Raw genomic sequence first — 19995 nt, 5'->3', positions numbered from 1 at the left:
TTGCGTTGATATATAAGTTATCGGTGCCTAAATACTCATGTCCTTTGGCTTGTAAGACGAAATAACGCGGGGATATACACCAAAGAAGAAATCCCGAGCGCGACAAGCAATATGACTCGAGTGCCCGCGATGCTGTTCAACGCAGCATTGAACAGATAGAAAAGGATGGCACCCACCGCCACCATCTGGCTTTGAACCGAAATCAGTGAACAGCGCATCGAAGAATCGGCTGCTTTTTGAAAAATTGAGTATTTAATTGGAGCAAATAACGAGTACGCAACCGTCTGCAGCACATAGAACACGGGCAGCAAATAAACCGGAGTTAAAGGAATCAAAAACAGAGCTGTCAGGAAAAGACGCACGATGCCGCAAATACGTGCAAAGCGGCCCTTGTCGACACGAGCAATCACACTGGGCACAATAAACCCTATGGAGGCGGAGGTAAGAAGCTGGACCGCAATGGTCACACCCGAAGCGACGGCATTCATTCCGCGACCCGCAAGCAGCAGTGAGAAAAAGTCTTCCAGGGCGACAAAAGCAAATGCCTGAGAACAGTCCATGATGAACGCTGAACGAAGAATGCCATTACAGGCAATAGCGGCACCGATCATCTTCGGGCTAATCCCACGCTCAGGTGTCGCCGCAGTGCCCCCTCTTCGCATCTCAGGAATGCAGACAACGACAACCAACGTCAACACCATTGCGATGATATCTGCCGAAAGACCAATGAGATATGCACCGACGGACGAAATGAAACCGCCCACGCAAGCGGAGATGGCATAAGAGGCATAGAAAGCAAATCGCTCAACGACATTAAGTCTTACGAGCTGGTCCTGAGAGACGCTGTCAATGTAAATCGCTTCGATGGATCCACTCACACATGCAACGGCAAAACCCTTGAGAGCGAACGCACCGATTAAAAGCAGAGGAGATCGGACGAGAAGCAGGGCGACGTAGTACCCAAGCATTCCCACAATGCCAACGAGGCCGCTCACCTTTCGTCCAAACCTGTCAGCAATATAACCAGTAGGAACCTCAAGAATGAACTTGCTCACTTGGCATGCAATCATCATGCTAGAAATCGCCACCATCGAGAATCCGACGAATTCAAGGTAAACCGTCAGAAAATACAAAATGGTGCTGAAGTTCGACAGAAAAACGAACGTCATATAAAGCAAAACCGTACGGTTTTTCATGCTCCACCCTCCAAGAGTCAGCAATCTAAATCGGAATCTTGGAAAAGCATGAGGGCAAAGCTGTCAGCTATGTGTTGCAAGGCGTCAATAATCACTTGACGCCTCGCAGCCAATTAATCTCACGAAACAAGATGACGCAATAGGTGCAGAAAAACCGTCTGGTGTCGATCGGTCCAGGCATTTTGTCGATAGCAAAAGTAGATGGGCAAGGCTACGTCATGTGAGCCTTCGATGGAGCACTCGCTCGCTTCTGATCCATCCGATGCGAGAGAGGACCCAGACAAACTCAATATCAATCCCCCGGCTTGAAGAAACTCGGTCTGAGCCCTGCTTCCGTATTCAACATCACGGAAGCGAAAATTGACGAGCTGGGCTTCGGGACATTGATTGATTGCATTGAGACAGGGTGACAAATTAATGGGAACAGCGAGCCTGCCGCCCAGTAACTCGCGAATGGTCATGGCGCCCACAGATTGATGACCCGCTGGGCATGAAAGAACCTTGAGCTCCTTTTCACCTAAATATTTTGAAGAAAGGACGCTGTCCCGTGGTTCCTCAAACGAGATAGCCGCGTCCGAAATTCCAAGTATAAGTGATTCAAAGCATGTTGCCGTTGGCTGATGCCACACATCAAGATGAATCTGAGGGTGCGAGCGCTCAAACGAGTCATACCAGTTTTCGGCAAAAAGGCGCCCCCGCCCATGAAGGCAGGGGGCGTAAAGACGGAAGTGGCCGTCGGGCGAAACGCCGCCGCCCCTCGATTGAGCGTACTTTTTGAGATCGTCGACTTGTGCCAGGATCATACGTGCGCGACGTGCGAACTCTCTGCCCGCCGGAGACAAAACAGCCTCCCCCGCCGATCGGTCGAGCAAAACAATCTGATACTCAGATTCCAACTTTTTGATTGCCGACGAAACGGCCTGCGGACTCACATGAACGGCGCGAGCTGCTTTGCGCACGCCGCCATAGTTCGCTACCGCTTGAAGGTATTCGAGTTGAGAAAGCTGCATAGATTACTCCAAAGGCAGCCAAGTCGACGGGCTACGCGTCCTCAGATGAGGTTCTCGCCCAGGTTTTTGCCGCCGAGGACGTGCATGTGGAAGTGCATGACGGTCTGGCCGGCGTTGGCGCCCTTGTTGGAGATGACACGGAAACCGTCCTCCAGGCCCTTGGCCTTAGCGACCTCCTGGATGGCGTGAGCCATGGCGCCCATGGTCTCGGCAGGTACGTTGTCGGCGATGTCGCTGTAGTGCTTCTTGGGGATCACGAGCGTGTGGACCGGCGCCTGTGGGTTGAGGTCGTCGAAGGCGATGACCTGGTCGTCCTCATAGACAACGGTCGAGGGGATCTCGTGGTTGGCAATTTTGCAGAAGATGCAATCGCACATGGTTGGTTCCTTTCTTACAGACCAAGGTAATTATATTTGGTCGAGATGCTTAGAACGAGAGGTTGTCGTCGGTGCTGGCGGCTTCGCCGTCGGCGAGTACGTCGTTGCCGTCGACGTCCTTAAGGAGCACCGAGACCTTCTGCTCGGCATCGGACAGGCGGGTGCGCAGGCTCTTGAGGAGCTCGACGCCGCGGGTGTAGCTCTCGAGCGACTCCTCGAGCTCCATATCGCCCGACTCCAGGCTGCGGATGATGAGCTCCAGCTCCTGCGAGGCCTGCTTGTACGTAAGCTGCTCGACCGGGGTCTTCTCTGCCATATCTGTTTCCTTTCCTAAGGGTCTATCACTACGAAACGCGGTCTACTCGACCGTATCGACCGTTGCCGCCACGTTGCCGTCTGCCATGCGCACGCGAATGGCGTCGCCAGGCTTAAAGGTCTTGGCACTCGTAGCCACACCATCATCGCTGTACGCGATGGAATAGCCGCGAGCAAGCACCTTGAGCGGCGACAGGGCATCGAGCGAGGCTGCCGCACGGCCCAGGTCAGACGCGGGTTTGTTGAGCATCGTGCGCCCCTGATGCTCCAGACGGGAACTCGCAAGCGTGAGCGCATGGCGCTTGCCATCGAGCCCCGAGGTGCTTGCAACCAGCCGCTCGGGCAGGCGCTCAAAGTTGGAGCGGAATGTCTCGACCGAGCGTGCTATGGCGCCCGACAGGCGATCGGCAGTCAGCGCAAGCTCCGATTCGCGACGCTCAACCATAAATGTGGGGTCGTTGAGGCACGGGCGGCATGCGGCGGCATCGAGTGCATCGCCCAAGCGAGCCGTATAGGTATCCCAGGCACGGCGACCGCGCTGATCGAGCATCTCCAAGTCGACCTGGGCCGACCCAATCATCGATGCCATCGCGGCACCCAGACGCTGATGGCGCGCCTCGAGCACATCTGCCAGCTCCGTCATGGCCGGCGCCACCGATTCTGCCGCCGCCGTGGGCGTGGAAGCGCGGCGGTCGCTCACCATGTCGCAAATCGAGGTATCGGGCTCATGGCCAATGCCGGTCACCACGGGCACAGGACAAGCCGCCACCGCGCGGGCAAGCTCCTCGTCATTAAAGGTCATGAGGTCCTCAAAGGAGCCGCCGCCGCGCACCAGCAAAATACAGTCGGGCGCCGGCGTAATGGCAGCGGCGCGGCGCAAGCCTTCAATAAGCTCCGCCGGCGCGCCCTCGCCTTGCACCTTGGCGCCCACGCAGACGAGCTCGACGAGCGGGTTGCGACGACGCAATGTGCGTTTGACGTCGTCGATTACGGCGCCCGAAAGCGAGGTGACGACCGCCACACGCGAGCAAAACACCGGGATGCGACGTTTGCGTGCCTCGTCCATCAGACCCTCGCGACGCAGCTTTTCGGCCAACTGAGCCACCTGCTGACGCAGCAGGCCCTCCCCCGCCAGCGAAAACGAGCGGGCGACGAAGCTCATGCGGCCCGTGGGCTTGTAGAGATTGAAGCTGCCCTTAAAGCTCACCTGCATGCCGTCGCGCAAGTCGAAGGTGCGCTTAAGGTAGGCGCCCTTCCAGATGATGCAGTCGACGGCCGCCGAGTCGTCCTTGATCTGAAAGTAGCAGTGGCCGCTTCGGGCATTGGGGCCGCGGAAACCCGTGACCTCACCCAAAACGCTCAGCTGCGGAATGGCATCAAGCGCGCCGGCGGCAATCTCTACCGCCTGGCTCACGCTGAGCTCTTTACGCTCTTGCTCGTCCGAACCGTCGAACTCGGCGGAAACGGCATTGCCGGTTAGATTCCAGCCTGCCACGCAGCCCCCTTTCGTCATCGTGCACATGGGCTCCGGCCCTGCGCTAATTCAAGTCCAACACATAGTACAGCGCCGCGGGGACACAAATCCCCGCGGCGCCCGTCGGTCCCATTTGTTATCGGTTGGAGTTTCTGTTGTAACGAGCCATAAGATAGAGCAGCTGAATAATCGAGGTGAGCGCCGCCGCCACGTAGGTGAGCGCGGCTGCCGTCAGCACCTTCTTGGCACCGTTGACCTGCTTGGAACTCATGCCCGACTGCTCGATATACGCCACGGCGCGGCGACTGGCATCGATCTCGACCGGCAGCGTAACCAGCTGGAACAGCACGCTAAACGAGAAGAAGATCAGTGCGAGAGTCGTGAGCCCCGCGATGTTCATGAACAGGCCCATGAGCAGCACGATGGTCCAAGTGTTCTGGGTAAAGTTGACGACCGGCACGAGGGCGGTGCGCACCTTCATCATGGCATAGCCGCTTTGACGCTGCGCGGCATGGCCCGCCTCGTGGCAGGCGACGGCAACACTTGCGACCGACCCGCCCGAACGGTTGGCATCCGACAGATACAGGTTGTTGTCCTGCGGGTTGTAATGATCGGTGAGCTCGCCGGCAACGCCCTTGATGCCCACGGCGCTACAACCGTTGGCGTCGAGCATGCGGCGAGCGACCGTGGCACCCGTATCGCCGTCCGAGCGCACCTTAGACCACGTCTTGTACGTCGAGTTGATATAGCTCTGCGCGGCAAGGCCAAGCACCGTGCAGACGAGAACAACCAGCAGGTACAGCGGGTCGATGCCAAAGCCGTATCCATAGTAATAGGGCATGCGAATTCCTCCGAATCGAGTTACACGTTGGAGGCATTCTACCCACTCAAGCGGCTAGGCTTCCTTACAGGAGCTCGATTTTGCCGTCCTTCACGGTGAGCCCCATGTTGCCCGAGAGCAAATCGTCCAGGCGCGAGCCCACGAGCTCAAAGCGCCAGCCTTCGCGCAGGGGGCTCTGCTCGGGATGCTCAATATAGTCGGCCAGGTCATCGCGCGAGGCAATGACCGAGGTCGCCACGCCCGAACGCTCGGCAACCAGACGAATAAGCGCATACATAAGGTCCGTCACGCTCTCCAACTCCGGCGAAATCTGACGGTGCCCGCGCACCATGAGCGGCAGGCGATCGTGTGGGCAGCTCGCACCGCGCTTAATGGCCATGAGCGCGCCGTCCACGTCGCGCTCCCCCAGCTGGTCGGTACCGCGAATGCTGCGGAACTCCTCAACACGCACGGGGTTGCGCTTGACGAGCGCCAGCAGCGTATCGTCGGACATGACCCACTTGCGCGGAATGTTACGGCGCTCGGCGCGGTCCTCGCGCCAGGCGGCGAGCTCGCGCGCGATACCCAGCTGGTGACGGCTGCACGAATTGATGCGTTTGACCTTACGGAACGCCTCGTGGCGATCGGCGCGATAGTGCGACTCGTCAGCCAGCGGGCGCAGCTCGTCGAGCACCCAGTCCACGCGGCCCAGCTCGCGCAGGCGGCTCATCATCTCGGTATAGGCGACGATCAGATACTTGACGTCATCGATCGCGTACTCAATCTGCTTATCGGTCAGCGGGCGGCGCGACCAGTCGGTCAGCGACTCGGTCTTAGGCAACGAAACGCCGCAGAACGTCTGCACGAGCGCACCGTAGGAAATCTGCTGGCGCTCGCCCAAAAAGGCGGCGGCGACCTGCGTGTCAAAAATCGGACGCGGCAGCGCGCCCACGGTATGAAGCATGACCTCCATATCCTGCGAGCAAGCGTGGAAGACCTTGGTCACGCTCTCATCGCCCATAAGCTCGGCGAGCGGCGACAGGTCGTCGATCACCAGGGGATCGACCGCTACGCTCTCGGCAGGGGTGGCAATCTGGACCAGGCACAGACGCGGATGGAACGTGCGCTCGCGCAAAAACTCGGTATCGACGGCAATCGCGTCGAACTCACGGGCGCGCTGGCAAAAGTCGAGTAGAGCCTGATGTGTGGAAATGTACATATCAACCCATCGAATAAGGTTAGGCCCGAAAACACGGGTAGGATATCGGCATTGCCTTACAACTATACTCGGTTAGTCACAGAACGGGAACGTAAGTATGCGCTGCCTTATCATCCACAACCCGGCATCGGGCCCCAGCTCAGATGAAATCTACGCGTTCACGCACGCCCTCGCGCAGGGCGGCGACGAGGTCGTGATGCGTTTTATCGGCGATGGCATGGAACCCAAGGACGCCGTGGCGGACGTGCGCGAGTTTGATCGCGTGGTCGTTTCGGGCGGTGACGGCACCGTCTCCAACGTGCTCGACCAGATGCGCGGATGCGGCGTCCCCACGCTCGTCTTCCCCTCCGGTACGGCCTGCCTGTTCTTCAATAACATCGGTAATGCCCCCGAGGCAGCGGCACTTGCCAAGGCCTGCCGCGCCGGTCGCACGGTCAAAGTGGACATGGGCGAGCTCTTTTGGCTCGACGAGAACGGCAACGAGAAGCGCCACGGCTTTATCATCATCGCCGGCTCGGGCTTCGACGCCGAGATCATGATGAAGGCCGCCCCCACCAAAAACGACATCGGCGAGATCGCCTACTTCCTCTCCGCGCTCGCCACGCCCAACCCCACGGTGGCGCACTTTACGATTGAGCATGACGGCATTGTCGAGGAGCTCGATGGCATCTGCTGCATGGCCGGCAACACCTCGGTCATCCAAAACGACATCAACCTGTTCCCCGATTGCCGCATGAACGACGGCATGGTCGACATCGCGGTCATCGAACCCGTGCGCACCGTTCAGCTGCTGCCTACTGTGATCACTGCTGCGCTTGACCCCGCCGGTAAGGTACTCGGGCGCCCACAGTTCAAGATCATCCAGACCAAGGAAGCCAAGATCACCTGCACCCCGTCACTGGGCATGCAGTTCGATGGCGAGATTATCTCCAGCAATTCGGGCGTCTTTGGAGCCCGCGCGCTTCCGCAATGCCTCGACCTCATCGTCGACGAATTCTCCCCGCTCGGAAAATAGGAGGACCCTATGAACGACAATCCCCTGATCGGCTTTATTGTCATCGTCTTGGCCATGCTCGTCGGTTACGCCATCAACGTGATTCACCGCCGGAAGAAGTAATTCCACATTGGTATGATATTCATCCAATTATCGTCTCCCCTGCTGTTTATGCATTTGCCAAACAGCGGGGGATTTTCATTTCGGGCATTCCCAGCTACTTTATTCGTCTACAGTAATTGCAGGGCGTCTTTATTAAAGTAAAGCTACAAACTGAGTACAATTAACCGCTCATCGCATATTTCATCACGCTTATCGAGTAGGTTTCTTTCATAGATGAATATTGTTTCCAATTCGTTACGCTAATGGGGTGTCTTTATTGGCTGAAGCCCTCTGGCGACAGAGGGCTTTCGCACGCTGGGAGGGAAAATGAGGAAAACTCACCCCGTCAACGCGCTCAAGAAGCTAGGCATAGGCCTCGCCTTTGGAGCTGCAACCATCATGTCCATGCCGACCTCTGCGCTCGCCTGCACGCAGATGTACATGGGCAAAGACCTAACAGCCGACGGCAACACGTACTACGGCCGCGCCGAGGACTTTGGCAAGCGCTATCTTAAGCACTACGGCATCGAACCTGCCCACGAACCTGGCTTTACGTACAGCTCGATTGAATCTGCTTTTGAATACACTTCGAACAAGCCCACCTATCGCTACAGCTATGTACGCGACCACCCCTCCAACTGGGAGGGCCGCACCGATGCCTACTCCGAGGCCGGCATCAACGAGAAGGGCGTCTCCTGCTCCGCCACGTTGAGCACCTCCTATAACGAAAAGGCAGAAGCCGCAGACCCCATCGATGAGAAAGTAGGTCTGGGCGAGTACAGCTACGGCAGCATCATCCTGGGCGAGAGCGCCACGGCCCGCGAGGGCGTCAAGCTCCTCGGCAGCCTGATTGACGAGAAGGGCACCTGCACCAACGACCAGATCATCATCTCCGACAACAACGAGACCTGGCTGTTCGCCACACTTTCTGCCCATCAGTGGATCGCCATGAAGTTGACCGATGACGTCGCCTCGCTCAACCCCAACATCGGCGGACTCAATTACGATGTCGACCTTGATGACGCCGAGAACTGCCTCCACTCCGAGGGCATCCAGACCATGCCCGAGGAAAATGGCTTCGCCGAGTACACCGACGGCAAGTTCGACGTTGCCAAGACCTATGGCGAGAGAATCACTGAAAGCGGCAGGCATCAGTGGACTCGCTATGTCCAAGGCCGAGACTACTTCATGAACCCGCTAATCAAGGACAAGGACTACACCATCGTTAAAGACGAGGATGGTACCGGCGCAGCCGTCAGCGAAATTCAGCCCCTGTTCTTCAAGCCTGGCAAGTCTGGCTGGAGCACCTTTGAGCTGATTCGTGCCTTTGGCAACCGCGGCGAGAACGTTCCCGGACTCAACGCGGTCACCGATGGTGTCTACGCCATCGGCACCGAGCGCAACACCGAGATCAACCTCTTCCAGATTCGTCGTGGCCTTGACCCCCAGGTCGCTACCATCCAGTGGGAAATGCTCTCCCGCGCCGCATACTCTGTTGCCATCCCGCTGTACTCTGCCCTGATAACCGAAGTTAGCCCCTACTTCAGCGATCAGACTGTCTCCTTCGATCACTGCAAACAGACTGACGTCGTGTACAACGAGGAGCCCGAAAACTCCATCAACTACGTCCTCATGGACATCAGCTCGCTCTGCTTTGAGAACCCTGACACCCTTGGTATCAGCGTCCGTGCCTACCTCGATGCGCTCCAGAACGAGCTCATCGAGCAGAACAAGGAAGTTGACGCCGCCATGCTGGCCGAGACGACCACCGAGGGCCGCACTGCCCTGGCCAACAAGGCCGGCAAGGCTGCTACCGAGAACACCTACGTCAAGTGCAAGGCCCTGCTCCAGGAGATGCGCGCCTATCAGAAGGCCGAAAACTTCGACCAGCCCTTCACCCCGAGCGACCTGAACACCGAGACCAACGGCCTCAAGGTGTCCATCACCTATGCCAAGGACACTCTTGCCACCGACCCGGTGACCCCGGATCAGCCCGGAACTCCCGAACAGCCCGGTACCCCCGAGCAGCCCGCTAAGCCCGAACAGCCCGCTAAGCCCGAGCAGCCCACCACCAAGCCCGAGAAGCCTGGCAAGTCGGACACCACGACCACGGTAACCACCAACAAGACGAACACCAAGGGCGGCCTGCCCACCACTGGCGATCGTTTTGATGGCCGCATGGTGGCTGCATTCGCCATCGCTGGCGTTGCCGTCATCTCCGCGGGCGGTTACTTCCTCTACCGTCGCAATAAGGAGTAACGTCTTAGCTGAGCGGGCGGGGCACATGAGTCACCACGCCCACTTAACCCGCCTTTTTGACCGACGGGAAACCCGCCTGAAATCTTTTTAAAAAAGATTTCCCCGCACACACTTCGCTGTGCTATAGTGCAGCGCAACAGCAACAAGGTGCGACCGCGCCACGGCATCACGAAAGGAGCCACCAACATGAAGAACACGATGAAGTCTCTCAACAACTGGTGGTGGCGTGATGCGAATACGATCGGTCGACAGTGAGTCCCTCACGCCTGTTTTTGCGCTCTAGGTGATTGGAAGGCCTCCGGTTTCGACCGGGGGCCTTTTTCTATCTCGAGCCCGATCGCATTCGCATCACGCGCCTCCGCTTTTCTCTTGCAATCCCCTTCCGAAAGGATTTTCACCATGTCTCAGAACACCACCGCCACCCAGCCCCGCACCGTCCAGACCGCCGATCGCGGCAAACTCGATGTCCGCGCCCTCGTCCTGCTCGCCATCCTGCTCGCCGCCGGCTTCATCCTCAACTTCACCGTCGGCAAGGCAATCTCGGGCATCTCGGGCGGCATGATCAGCCCCGAGTTCATCATCTCGGCCTTCTGCCTCACCATCCTGGTCGTTCGCCCCAACATCGGCCAGGCGCTCGTCATTGGCCTCATCTCGGCTGCCGTGATCCAGATCACCTCCACTTCGCCGTTCGTCGATTTTGCCGCCGAGGGCATCGCCGCCATGCTCATGGCCGGCATCGTCAACGCCGCCGGCAAGAACGGTCAGGTCAAGCCCGCCATCGCCATTGTCGCAACCTTCCTGACCACCTTTGTCTCAGGTGTCATCTTCATGGTCATCAAGATGGCCATGCTCGGCGTGGTAGGCGAGCTCGCCGCCGCCATGCTGCCCGTCGTCGCCATGACCGCCGTCTTTAACGCCATTCTGGTCGGTGCCCTCTACCTGCCCATCCAGAAGGCCCTGAAGCTCAACTAACCCGCTCGGCTTTACGAGCCACCCCATCTTGGCGTTCATTCGTCGCTCGCGCACCCAAGTACGCTTCGCTCCTCTTTCGCGCCAACCTGGGCCCCTCGTAAAGCCGTCTCCGTGCTCCATTATTCAAAATTGATCCCCTTTCCGATTTAGCCCCTTTCGTGGGGGTCCAGGACACTCTTATCTCAAATCTCACCTTAAGGAGAACATCATGGCCGCCAACACCCAAGCCCGCACCATCTCAGCCAACGCCACCTCAAACATGGGCATCCTCGATATCACCTCGCTCGTCCTGCTCGCCATCCTGCTTGCCGCCGGCTTTATCCTCAACATGACCGTAGGCAACGCTCTGGCGGTTACGGGAATTAAACCTCAGTTCATCATCGCCGCCTATGCCCTAGCCATCGCGCTCACGCAGGCGAGCTTTGCCCAGGCCGCCATCTTTGGCATCCTGTCGGCCGCCGTTATCCAAATCACCACGTCACTCCCTGGCCTCAACTTTGTCACCGAGCTTGCCGGCGCGCTGACGATGGCAGCGCTCGTCAAGTCAAACATCGGCGGCAGCAAGGTCAACCCCTTCATCGCCGGCCTGCTCACCACCCTGGTTTCGGGTGCCCTCTTCGCCGCCCTGGGCACCGTCATCATGGGTGCCGCGCTGCCCACGGCGCTCGCCAAGGTGCCCATCGTGCTCGGCACTGCCGTCTTCAACGCCGTCGTGGTCCAGGCCCTCTTCTTCCCCCTCCGCAAGGTGCTCAACAAATAGCCTGATATGATGGACGGGGCCGCAACTCCACGGCCCCGTCATCAAAGACTGTCCCAGACAACTAGCTCTTGGGGACGTTCTTAAACGACTAGTCATGTAAGAACGTCCCCAATGACTATGAAAGGTATCCATGGAAACGATCATCAACGTCGACGATGTCTCGTTCTCCTATGGCACGCAAACCGAGCGGGCGCTCAGCCACATCTCGCTCAGCGTGAACAAGGGAGATTTCATCGGCATCATCGGACCCTCGGGCGCCGGCAAGTCCACGCTTGCCGCCTGCCTGTCAGGTGCCGTGCCCCACCACTACACCGGCACGTTCTTTGGGTCCGTCATGGTTGACGGCCACGACACCTGCGAAGCCTCGCTCACCGACGTGTCGCAAATCGTCGGCAGCGTGCTGCAGGATATCGACACGCAGATGGTCGCCTCGGTCGTCGAGGACGAGATGCTCTTTGGCCTCGAGAACTTTGGCGTTCCCCACGACCAGATCGAGCAGCGCGTGAGCGAAACGCTCGAGACCGTCGGCATCAGCGACCTGCGCGACCGCGAGATCGCCACCCTCTCGGGCGGACAGAAGCAAAAGGTAGCCATCGCCGCCATCCTCGCCATGCGTCCGCGCGTCTTGGTTCTCGACGAGCCCACCGCGGCACTCGACCCCGCCAGCTCCACGTTGGTCTTCGAGACGCTGCGTGAGGCAAACCGCGCACTTGGAATCACCATCGTCGTCGTTGAGCAAAAGGTCGCCCTGCTCTCGGAGTACTGCAACCGCGTGCTCGTGCTCAACCATGGCGAAATCGCGCTGCAGGGCGAGCCACACGAGGTTTTCGCGCATACCGACGAGCTCCGTGCCATCGGCGTCGACTGCCCTCGCGTCACGCGTATCTTCAATAGCCTCGAGGCCGATGGCCTGGTAAGCGGTACCCCATGCTTGGATGTCGATGAGGCCGAGCGCCTGATTTCGGGCATCGTCGACCCCGCACGCGCGGCCAGCGAAGCCCAGGCACCCGCCGGCTCACCGCACGCACCGTCGTTGCGCCCGCACGCCAAGGACGCCGAGCCCGTGCTCACCTTCGACCATGTTGAGTTTGCCTATCCCAATGGCGGCGCCGCCGTACACGACCTCAACCTGACCCTCTATCCCGGCGAACTCGTGGGCATCGTCGGCCAGAACGGTGCCGGCAAGACCACGCTCACCAAGCTGCTCACAGGCCTGCTTAAGCCCGCCTCGGGCAGCGTGCGCGTCACGGGGTTGGATACCGCAGCCGTTCCCACGAGCCGCATTGCCCGCGAGGTCGCAACGCTCTTCCAAAACCCCGACCGCCAGATCTGCAAGGATACCGTACTCGACGAGGTCGCTTTTGGCCTGGAGCTTGCTGGCATCGACCGTGCCGAGGCTCTGCGCCGTGCTCAACTTGTTATCGACCGCTTTGGCCTGCCTGCCGATGAGGCACCTTTCTCACTTTCGCGCGGCCAGCGACAAATGGTGGCGCTTGCCTCCGTCGTAGTGGTTGAGCCCAAGATCGTCGTGCTCGACGAGCCCACGAGCGGCCTTGATTACCGCGAGTGCATGACCGTCATGGAAACGGTGCGCACCATGGCCGAGCGCGGCTGCGCCGTTATCATGGTCTGCCACGATATGGAAGTCGTCTCGGATTTTGCCGAGCGCATTGTGGTAATGGCCGACGGTCGCATCCTCGACCGCGGCCGCACGCACGAGCTATTCTCGAACATCGATCTCATGCAGCGTGCCTATGTTGAGCCGCCCCAGGTTATTGAACTCTCGCGCCGTCTGGCATCTTCCGTCTCGCCCGCTTTTGCGCAGGTGAGCGAGGTCACCGATGTCGTTCGCATTACCAAGGAGATGGTCCGCCGTGGTTAACGTCATCGACTACATGCCAGGCGATACGCTACTGCATCGCCTGAACCCCGTCGTCAAATTGGGCCTCGCCGCCGCCATCATCGTCGGCATCTTCTTGTCCGACACCTACGTGGCGCTGCTGGGCTTTTTGGTACTCACCCTTGCGCTGGGTGCCTATGCCGGCGTCGTCGACCGTCTGTTCTCGTTGCTCAAGTTGCTGATTCCGCTCGCGCTTATCATGCTGGTACTCCAGCTAGCCTTTATGCGCGATGGCAACGTGGTGTGGGGCTTTATCACCGACACGGGCCTCATCACAGGATCGAAGGCCTGTCTGCGCCTGCTGGGCGTGGCGCTGCCACTCATCCTCATGCTCATGGTGACCAAGCTCAACGACCTTGCCAACGCCTGCGTCGAGGTGCTGCACGTTCCGTATCGCTATGCCTTCACCTTTACCACGGCGCTGCGCTTTGTTCCGGTGTTTGGTCAGGAGATGAACGCCATCATGGAAGCGCAGACCGCACGCGGCGTCGAGTACGACACCAAGAACCCCATCAAGAAGCTTAAGCTCATGCTGCCACTGTGCGTGCCACTGCTCATCTCGAGCGTGGGCAAGACCGATGCCACAGCCTTGGCGGCAGAACAGCGCGGCTTCTATCTGCGCACACGCGTCAGCTCGTACAAGCGCTACCCCATCAAGGGCCTGGACATCGCCGTGCTCATCGTCAGCATCGCCCTCATCGCCATCGGCTTCCTGTTCTAGTTCGCCACCGACAGCAACCGCCCAACGCAAAAGGCCTCGGCTCGCACCAAACGAGCCGAGGCCTTTACTGTTTCACCAGATAAAACCTACCAAAATTAACCTGTCCCTTATTGACAGGTCGGAAGCTAGAGGCGGTAGGGGGCGCCGCTGCGGATGATGGATTCGCGCACCAGGACATCCATGGCATCGAGGGTGATCTCGGGCATCTCTCGATACTTCTGCAACACCGATAGCTCGGTGCAGGCCAGAATGACACGGTCGCAGCCGCTACGGGCGAACTCCCACATCACGCGGTCGAACTTATCCATATCGGGCTCACGTCCGGCCTTCACATCATCGTAGATAAGCGACATCACATCGTTCTGACGTTTCTCGCTGGGATAGACGACCTCAACACCCGCAGCCTCGCATTCGCGGCCGTAGACGCCCGCGCCCACGGTTCCGTCGGTGCCCATAATGCCAATCTTGTGCACCGGCTCGGCCGGCATACTCAGGTTGGGGTCGAACTCGCACTCCCCCATCACCGCACCCGCAAGGGCATAGCGCACCGACTCACGCGGCATGTGAATAATCGGCACCTTCGTAAACGACTGGATCTGGTCGTAGAAGTAGTGCGACGTGTTGCAGGGAATGGCAATGTGCGCACAGCCCAGCGACTCGAGTGCCTGAGCACACTCTTTCATGGTCGCCAGCAACTTGGCGTGCTCGCCGGTCTTAATGGCCAGCGTGCGGTCGGGCATGGTCGACTTGGAGAGCACCACCATGTCGATATGTTCCTGATCGCAGGCAGCAGCCGTATGACGCACCACCTGGTCGTAGTAATACGACGTGGCCTCGGCGCCCATGCCGCCGATAACTCCCAGCTTTTCCATCGCCGCCTCCTTGGTGACGCTTGCGCAATTGCGCGTATCATACCCGCGCCCGCCCGATGTAAACCGGACGGGCGCCGCACTCATCTACTTGTAATACGTCTTGAACAGCTTAAAGTGGCGCAGCTTGGTGTGCCACATGCGCAGCCAGCGGTTAAAGACAAAGTCGCCCTTCATAAACGAAGGGTCGGCGCCCTTGCCTTCCTTGTCCAGGCGATGCACCTTAGCGCGCAGCTCGGGATCCTTGACGTACTTGTCGACGACGCCCATGGGGACGACCATCCACAGCGCCTCGTCCTGCGCCGTCACAAACTCCGGCTCAAACGGGCGGTTGAACACATACTCGTCCACCACATACTTGGCAACGTTAAAGCCGCTGTTAGTGACGTAGTAGTTGCTGCGACCTTGGCGCGTGTTGAAATCGAAGAACTTAAACGAGCCGTCGCGCTCGTCGTACTTAACGTCAAAGTTGGAATAGCCCACAAAGTGAAGGTCCTCGAGCAACTTGCGCACGCCGCCCATGAGCTCGTCATTGGGCTCGGTGATGATACAGGCGTGGTTGCCGACACCGTGAGGCTGATGCTCCTCGAGCAGCACGTGACCCAGGCACATCATGCGCACCTTGCCGTTGCGGTCGGAATAACTGGTGAGCACGCGCATGTACTCGTCGTTGCCGGGCACGCGATCCTGCAAGATCAGGTCGTCGGTGTAGCCGCTGGCATACGAGTCGCGAATGACCTGTTCCAGCTCGGCACGGTCGGCAATCTCATAGGCCTTTTTCTGGCCCTCGAACTCGTGCTGCCACCACATGATGCCATCGGAAGGCTTCAGAATCATCGGGTAGGGAAAATCGATCTGGTCGAGCACTTCGGCAGGTGCCTCGCCTTGGGCGTTCAGCATCGCCATGGTGAAGGTAAAGGTATGCGGATAGGGCACGCCATGCTTCTCGCACAGCTCGTAGAAGATCTCCTTCTTCTGGCACTGCTCAAGCATGCTATAGGGAGCGTAAGGCGCGACGATGTTATCCGCCAACTCATGGGCATCCTTGGCCTGAGCCACGAGGGCAACATAGTTATCGCCACAGCCCACAAGGACAATCGTCTTATCGGCATGCGCTTGGGCAATGCCGTTGACGGTCCTGAGCATCACGGGCATGGTATCGATATCCACGTTGGGCGTGTAGTCGATAATCTGGCTGCGGTACGCGGGACCCGTCTGGTACTTGCCAAAGACCAGGCTCTTGACCTGGTACTCCTCGTAGAAGGCGCGCGCCACCGAATAGGCGTTGATGTCGCCACCGAGCAGCACGGGAATGAACTCGCGCTCTGTAAACTGCAATGCCATGGAAACTTCCTATCACGAACTGCCCACACAACGGGCGGTCTTTGCGCAACTGATTTATTCTAGCGTGCCAAACCGCCGGCGCCCAAAGCTCCACCGTATCTATGGCAATCGACGCAATCGTCCGGCACGAAGGCCAGCACGAAGACGGCGCTCACCGTTGTATGACAATGGGCAATGAACCTACCATTGTTGTAGGATTCAGCGTATTGACATCCTCAAACGAAAGGCGCGCACGTGCCCCAAGACCATCCGACCGATAACCCCATCCTCAATGCCGCGAAACGCGAGCTGGCGGAACGCGCACAAACGGTCGTTCCCCTACGCACGGCAAACGATGCCTACGACAGGCCCGCCCGCATCGTCTCGATCAACACGTCGGCACACAAGGGCACGCGCAAGTCGCCCGTCGCCGATGGACACGACACCGTTATAGAACAATTTGGCCTCGCCTCCGACGCACACGCCGGGCATTGGCACCGTCAGGTTTCCTTTTTGGCCGCAGAGTCCATCCAGACGGCGCAGGCCCGCGGACTCGATGTGCGCAAGGGTGACTTTGGGGAGAACTTCACCACGCAAGGCATCAATCTACTCTCGCTCCCCATGGGCACGCAGCTCAAGCTTGGCAGCGAGGTGCTTGTCGAAATCAGCCAAATCGGCAAGGTCTGCCACACACGCTGTGCCATCTACTATCTCGCCGGCGACTGCATCTTTCCCCACGAGGGCGTTTTTGGCGTGGTACTAAAGGGCGGAGAGGTCCATATCGGCGACGACATCCAGGTGGTCAAGCTCGGCGACGGCACCTGCTCGTTCACCCCTGCCGAGGCCCTCGAAGAGATTGAGCGGGCTCGTCAGGAGGGCACGCTGTAGTTGTAAAACCCCACGTTGAGATAGCTTTTACAGCCCAAAACACCTCTCAAATAGGGCTCCGTAACGTTAAAGTTGAACTCTATGGTTTCTCAACAATTCATCATAACTGCAGGTCAAAGCCAAAGCCTCAAGTTCAACTTGACCCTTTGGAACCTTTAAGGTTCAAGTTGAGGTCGAAAGCAGTAGTAGAATACCGTTCGAACCATAACCTACGATTGATTGCAGAGGGACTGGATGCAGCATTCGAATCATCGCGCCGCAGCGCTCATTGCGTCGAAGCCGGCTCGTATCATCACGAGCGCCGCGCTCGCCGTTGCGCTGACGGCCACGCCGATGCTCTCCCCCGTTGCGGCGTATGCCGCCTCGCAGGCAACGCAGGACCAGCTTTCCGCAGCCCAGCAGAAGATCGAAGCCGCCACGAGCGCCTACAACGACGCCCGCACCAAACTCGATGACCTGCAAAAGCAGATTGACTCCAATGAGGCAAGCATCGAGGAAATCGAGGCTAAGCTTCCCGAGCAGCAGGCCAAGGCAAGCTCCGCCATGCGCGATCTTTACAAGTATCAGAAGGGCACCAACCCCATCGTGAGCTTCCTGGTCAACGCGCAGAGCCTGGGTGAGTTCATCACGACCTGCAAATACACCAACCAGATCACGAGCTCGAGCGTCGACGAGATCGAACAGCTCAATAACATGCAAACCGAACTCGAGCAGAACAAGGCTGAGCTCCAGCAGGCCAAGTCTCAGCTTGAGGCAGAGCAGAAAAACGCCGAGGATGCGTTGGCTCAGGCCCAGCAGCTCCGCAGCGAGGCACAGGCAAAAGCCGAGCAGGAAAATGCCGCCGAGCTTGCCAAGCTTGAGGCCGATAAGGCCGCTGCCGCCGAGAAGCTCTCGGGCGAGGGCGTAAGCGGCAGCAATTCCAGCAGCCAGGCCACCAACACCAACACCACCATCGACACCACGGTGAACAACGCCAATACCGGTAGCTCCGATTACGATTCGTTCATTAATGAGTGGACGAGCCGCATCGACAATTATCTCGCCGGCTCCCCCATGGCAGGCCAGGGCTATAACTTTGCCGTCGCCGCTTGGAATACCGGTGTCGACCCCCGTTGGTCCCCCGCCATCGCCTGCATCGAGAGCACCAAGGGTGCTTATTGCGCCAATTCTTACAACGCCTGGGGCTGGAGTGCCCGTGGCGGCGGTTGGCGCAGCTTTGGCAGCTGGAGCGAGGGCATCTCCGCTCACGTTGCCTATCTGGGCGCCAACTACGGCTCCACCCTTACCCCGGCAGCGGCCAAAAAGTACTGCCCGCCCACGTGGCAGGACTGGTACAACAAAGTCGCCGCTCAGATGAACCGCATCTAGGTGCAACTGCAAAGGGCCCCAATGGGGCCCTTTTCTTTTAGGTAGCGGAGGTATCGACGACGCCGGTCGCATTGGCAACCGCGACTATGACGATCATGCATAGGAGCAGCACACCCAATGCCTTGAGCCAGAGTTTCGCGAGTTTCTTGCCGCGATAGCTGTCGAGCAGTGCGAATCGCCGACGAAGACGGCGCTTATCGAGCAGCGCAAAATGCATAAGCGCCATAAGGCCATCGACAAAGAAAAAATACTCGATTATAAGAAGCCACGTCGGGTAGCTTTGGTTTGCTCCCGTGGGGTGAAAGACGGCAAAGTGACTTCCGGCAAAGAACACAAGTAGCGAGAAGCAGACGAGCGTATTCCAAATGCGCCCCAGAGACTCCGGAACGCGAGAGAGCAGACCGCATGCAGCGGAGGCGGCAGGCCTAGGATGCCCTGCGGGGTTCTTGAGCCCTTGGGGCGTCAACACCGTCTCCGAGGCCGGAGTACGGACAGGCGCAGGCGCAGGAGGCCGCACGGGGCGGCTCAGATCGAATGCCGCGCGCGTCGCCCGTCCCAATGCCTCCGCACTCGCAAAACGCTTGGCCGGGTCGAGCGCCATCGACATGCAGACGGCATCGGCAAGTGGAGTGGGAATGCCACGCGCCTCGCATTGCTCGCGCATGTCGAGCCCTGGTTTAGGGTCGACTCCCGTCAAGCAGAAGAACAACAGGGCGCCAAGTGCGTAGACGTCGCTGCGCACACTCGTCTGCCCAAACCCATACTGCTCGGGCGGCGCATAGGGTCGCGTGCCAAACTTGACGGTGTCGGCATCGGCGCCATCGCGCCATACGCGCGCAATCCCCAAGTCGATAATCACCAGCGACGAAAACGTCAGGCCGTCATCAGACGTATAGTTGGCACCCGTCACGATGATATTCGACGGCTTGAGGTCGCGATGGATCACCGGCGCCGACGTCTCCCCCGCCATTGCAAAACCGGCGTGGAGCTCGCCCACGGCATCGCATAGGGCAGGATACATTTCGTGCGCATAATCGGGGGTGGCTCCCAGACGGTCCACCAGCGCCCCGAGCGTCTCCCCTTCGATGTATTCCATAACCACGTTGAGCTCGTCGCCCACACGACGACAATCGACGATTCTGGGCAGGTGCTCAAAACGCCTGCCTGTCCGCTGGGCGGCAAACAGACGCTCGTATGCCCCGCCGATTTGAGCCGAAGCATCGATGCGTTTACGGACAAAGGGGCCGAGCGAACCACCGCCGGTTCCTTCAAAGTACACGAGCTCGGTTGTTTCAACGGACGAGCGCTTAAGTACACGCTCCACGCGATAGCTGTCGTCGCGATCGAGCGACGCCAGGTGCTCGGCAAGCGCTGTGGTCAGCTCGTCATCGGAATATGTTGGGGTCTGAGTATCCATAGCCTCCATCA

The 19995-nt window shown here is 59.0% G+C and carries 18 protein-coding genes; 8 read left to right on the top strand and 10 right to left on the bottom strand.

Annotated features, from left to right (window positions below; genetic code table 11):
- Nucleotides 1-35: 35 nt before the first annotated feature.
- The 7 genes from CSV91_RS01405 to rnd all read right to left on the bottom strand — a co-directional run bounded on the left by CSV91_RS01405 (nt 36) and on the right by rnd (nt 6411).
- Nucleotides 36-1196 carry an MFS transporter gene (locus CSV91_RS01405; protein ID WP_099431510.1) on the bottom strand — a complete coding sequence of 387 codons (1161 nt, stop codon included), beginning with the start codon at nt 1194-1196 and terminating at the stop codon, nt 36-38.
- Between the two features lie 119 nt (nt 1197-1315).
- Nucleotides 1316-2206 (bottom strand): LysR family transcriptional regulator, encoded by an 891-nt coding sequence (locus CSV91_RS01400; protein ID WP_099431509.1) that lies wholly within the window; start codon nt 2204-2206, stop codon nt 1316-1318.
- A gap of 41 nt (nt 2207-2247) precedes the next feature.
- Entirely contained in the window at nt 2248-2583 is a 336-nt protein-coding gene (locus CSV91_RS01395; RefSeq protein ID WP_099431508.1) for a histidine triad nucleotide-binding protein, read from the bottom strand.
- A 49-nt stretch (nt 2584-2632) separates the two neighbouring features.
- A complete protein-coding gene (gene xseB / locus CSV91_RS01390; protein ID WP_099431507.1) occupies nt 2633-2899 on the bottom strand; it encodes an exodeoxyribonuclease VII small subunit in 267 nt (88 codons plus the stop codon).
- 42 nt (nt 2900-2941) lie between these two features.
- Nucleotides 2942-4393 (bottom strand): exodeoxyribonuclease VII large subunit, encoded by a 1452-nt coding sequence (gene xseA / locus CSV91_RS01385; RefSeq protein WP_331219281.1) that lies wholly within the window; start codon nt 4391-4393, stop codon nt 2942-2944.
- A gap of 115 nt (nt 4394-4508) precedes the next feature.
- The gene (locus tag CSV91_RS01380; RefSeq protein ID WP_099431506.1) at nt 4509-5213 is read right to left on the bottom strand and encodes a zinc metallopeptidase; all 705 of its coding nucleotides are present in this window, start codon (nt 5211-5213) and stop codon (nt 4509-4511) included.
- Nucleotides 5214-5277: 64 nt separating this feature from the next.
- On the bottom strand, nt 5278-6411 hold the full coding sequence (gene rnd, locus CSV91_RS01375) for a ribonuclease D (protein ID WP_099431505.1): 1134 nt from the start codon (nt 6409-6411) through the stop codon (nt 5278-5280).
- A 97-nt stretch (nt 6412-6508) separates the two neighbouring features.
- Here rnd and CSV91_RS01370 point away from each other — a divergent pair, with 97 nt between their 5' ends.
- The 6 genes from CSV91_RS01370 to CSV91_RS01345 all read left to right on the top strand — a co-directional run bounded on the left by CSV91_RS01370 (nt 6509) and on the right by CSV91_RS01345 (nt 14119).
- On the top strand, nt 6509-7426 hold the full coding sequence (locus CSV91_RS01370) for a diacylglycerol/lipid kinase family protein (protein WP_099431504.1): 918 nt from the start codon (nt 6509-6511) through the stop codon (nt 7424-7426).
- 408 nt (nt 7427-7834) lie between these two features.
- The gene (locus CSV91_RS01365) at nt 7835-9766 is read left to right on the top strand and encodes a C69 family dipeptidase (RefSeq protein ID WP_099431503.1); all 1932 of its coding nucleotides are present in this window, start codon (nt 7835-7837) and stop codon (nt 9764-9766) included.
- 399 nt (nt 9767-10165) lie between these two features.
- Nucleotides 10166-10738 carry a hypothetical protein gene (locus CSV91_RS01360; RefSeq protein WP_099431502.1) on the top strand — a complete coding sequence of 191 codons (573 nt, stop codon included), beginning with the start codon at nt 10166-10168 and terminating at the stop codon, nt 10736-10738.
- Nucleotides 10739-10946: 208 nt separating this feature from the next.
- On the top strand, nt 10947-11498 hold the full coding sequence (locus tag CSV91_RS01355; protein ID WP_099431501.1) for a hypothetical protein: 552 nt from the start codon (nt 10947-10949) through the stop codon (nt 11496-11498).
- Nucleotides 11499-11628: 130 nt separating this feature from the next.
- On the top strand, nt 11629-13380 hold the full coding sequence (locus tag CSV91_RS01350) for an ABC transporter ATP-binding protein (RefSeq protein WP_099431500.1): 1752 nt from the start codon (nt 11629-11631) through the stop codon (nt 13378-13380).
- On the top strand, nt 13373-14119 hold the full coding sequence (locus CSV91_RS01345) for an energy-coupling factor transporter transmembrane component T family protein (protein WP_099431499.1): 747 nt from the start codon (nt 13373-13375) through the stop codon (nt 14117-14119). Before CSV91_RS01350 ends, CSV91_RS01345 begins: the two co-directional genes overlap by 8 nt.
- Before the next feature lie 125 nt (nt 14120-14244).
- On the opposite strand, the gene CSV91_RS01340 is transcribed toward CSV91_RS01345, so the two are convergent.
- Both CSV91_RS01340 and CSV91_RS01335 read right to left on the bottom strand, forming a co-directional pair.
- Nucleotides 14245-14991, bottom strand: coding sequence for an aspartate/glutamate racemase family protein (locus CSV91_RS01340; RefSeq protein ID WP_055287235.1), 747 nt, complete (start codon nt 14989-14991; stop codon nt 14245-14247).
- Nucleotides 14992-15075: 84 nt separating this feature from the next.
- Nucleotides 15076-16332: a carboxylate--amine ligase gene (locus CSV91_RS01335; RefSeq protein ID WP_099431498.1), complete on the bottom strand. Its 1257-nt coding sequence runs from the start codon at nt 16330-16332 to the stop codon at nt 15076-15078.
- Between the two features lie 234 nt (nt 16333-16566).
- Here CSV91_RS01335 and CSV91_RS01330 point away from each other — a divergent pair, with 234 nt between their 5' ends.
- Complete coding sequence (locus CSV91_RS01330) at nt 16567-17199, top strand: MOSC domain-containing protein (protein WP_197736833.1); 633 nt, start codon at nt 16567-16569, stop codon at nt 17197-17199.
- Nucleotides 17200-17433: 234 nt separating this feature from the next.
- Nucleotides 17434-18567, top strand: a complete 1134-nt coding sequence (locus CSV91_RS01325) for a coiled-coil domain-containing protein (RefSeq protein WP_099431497.1) — start codon at nt 17434-17436, stop codon at nt 18565-18567.
- A 37-nt stretch (nt 18568-18604) separates the two neighbouring features.
- On the opposite strand, the gene CSV91_RS01320 is transcribed toward CSV91_RS01325, so the two are convergent.
- On the bottom strand, nt 18605-19984 hold the full coding sequence (locus CSV91_RS01320) for a serine/threonine protein kinase (RefSeq protein WP_157757967.1): 1380 nt from the start codon (nt 19982-19984) through the stop codon (nt 18605-18607).
- Between the last annotated feature and the right edge of the window lie 11 nt (nt 19985-19995).

This window comes from Collinsella aerofaciens (assembly GCF_002736145.1).
GTDB classification, from domain to species: domain Bacteria; phylum Actinomycetota; class Coriobacteriia; order Coriobacteriales; family Coriobacteriaceae; genus Collinsella; species Collinsella aerofaciens_A.
The sequence above is the reverse complement of the archived record's forward strand: the minus strand, read 5'-3'. Positions and strand labels throughout refer to the sequence as shown.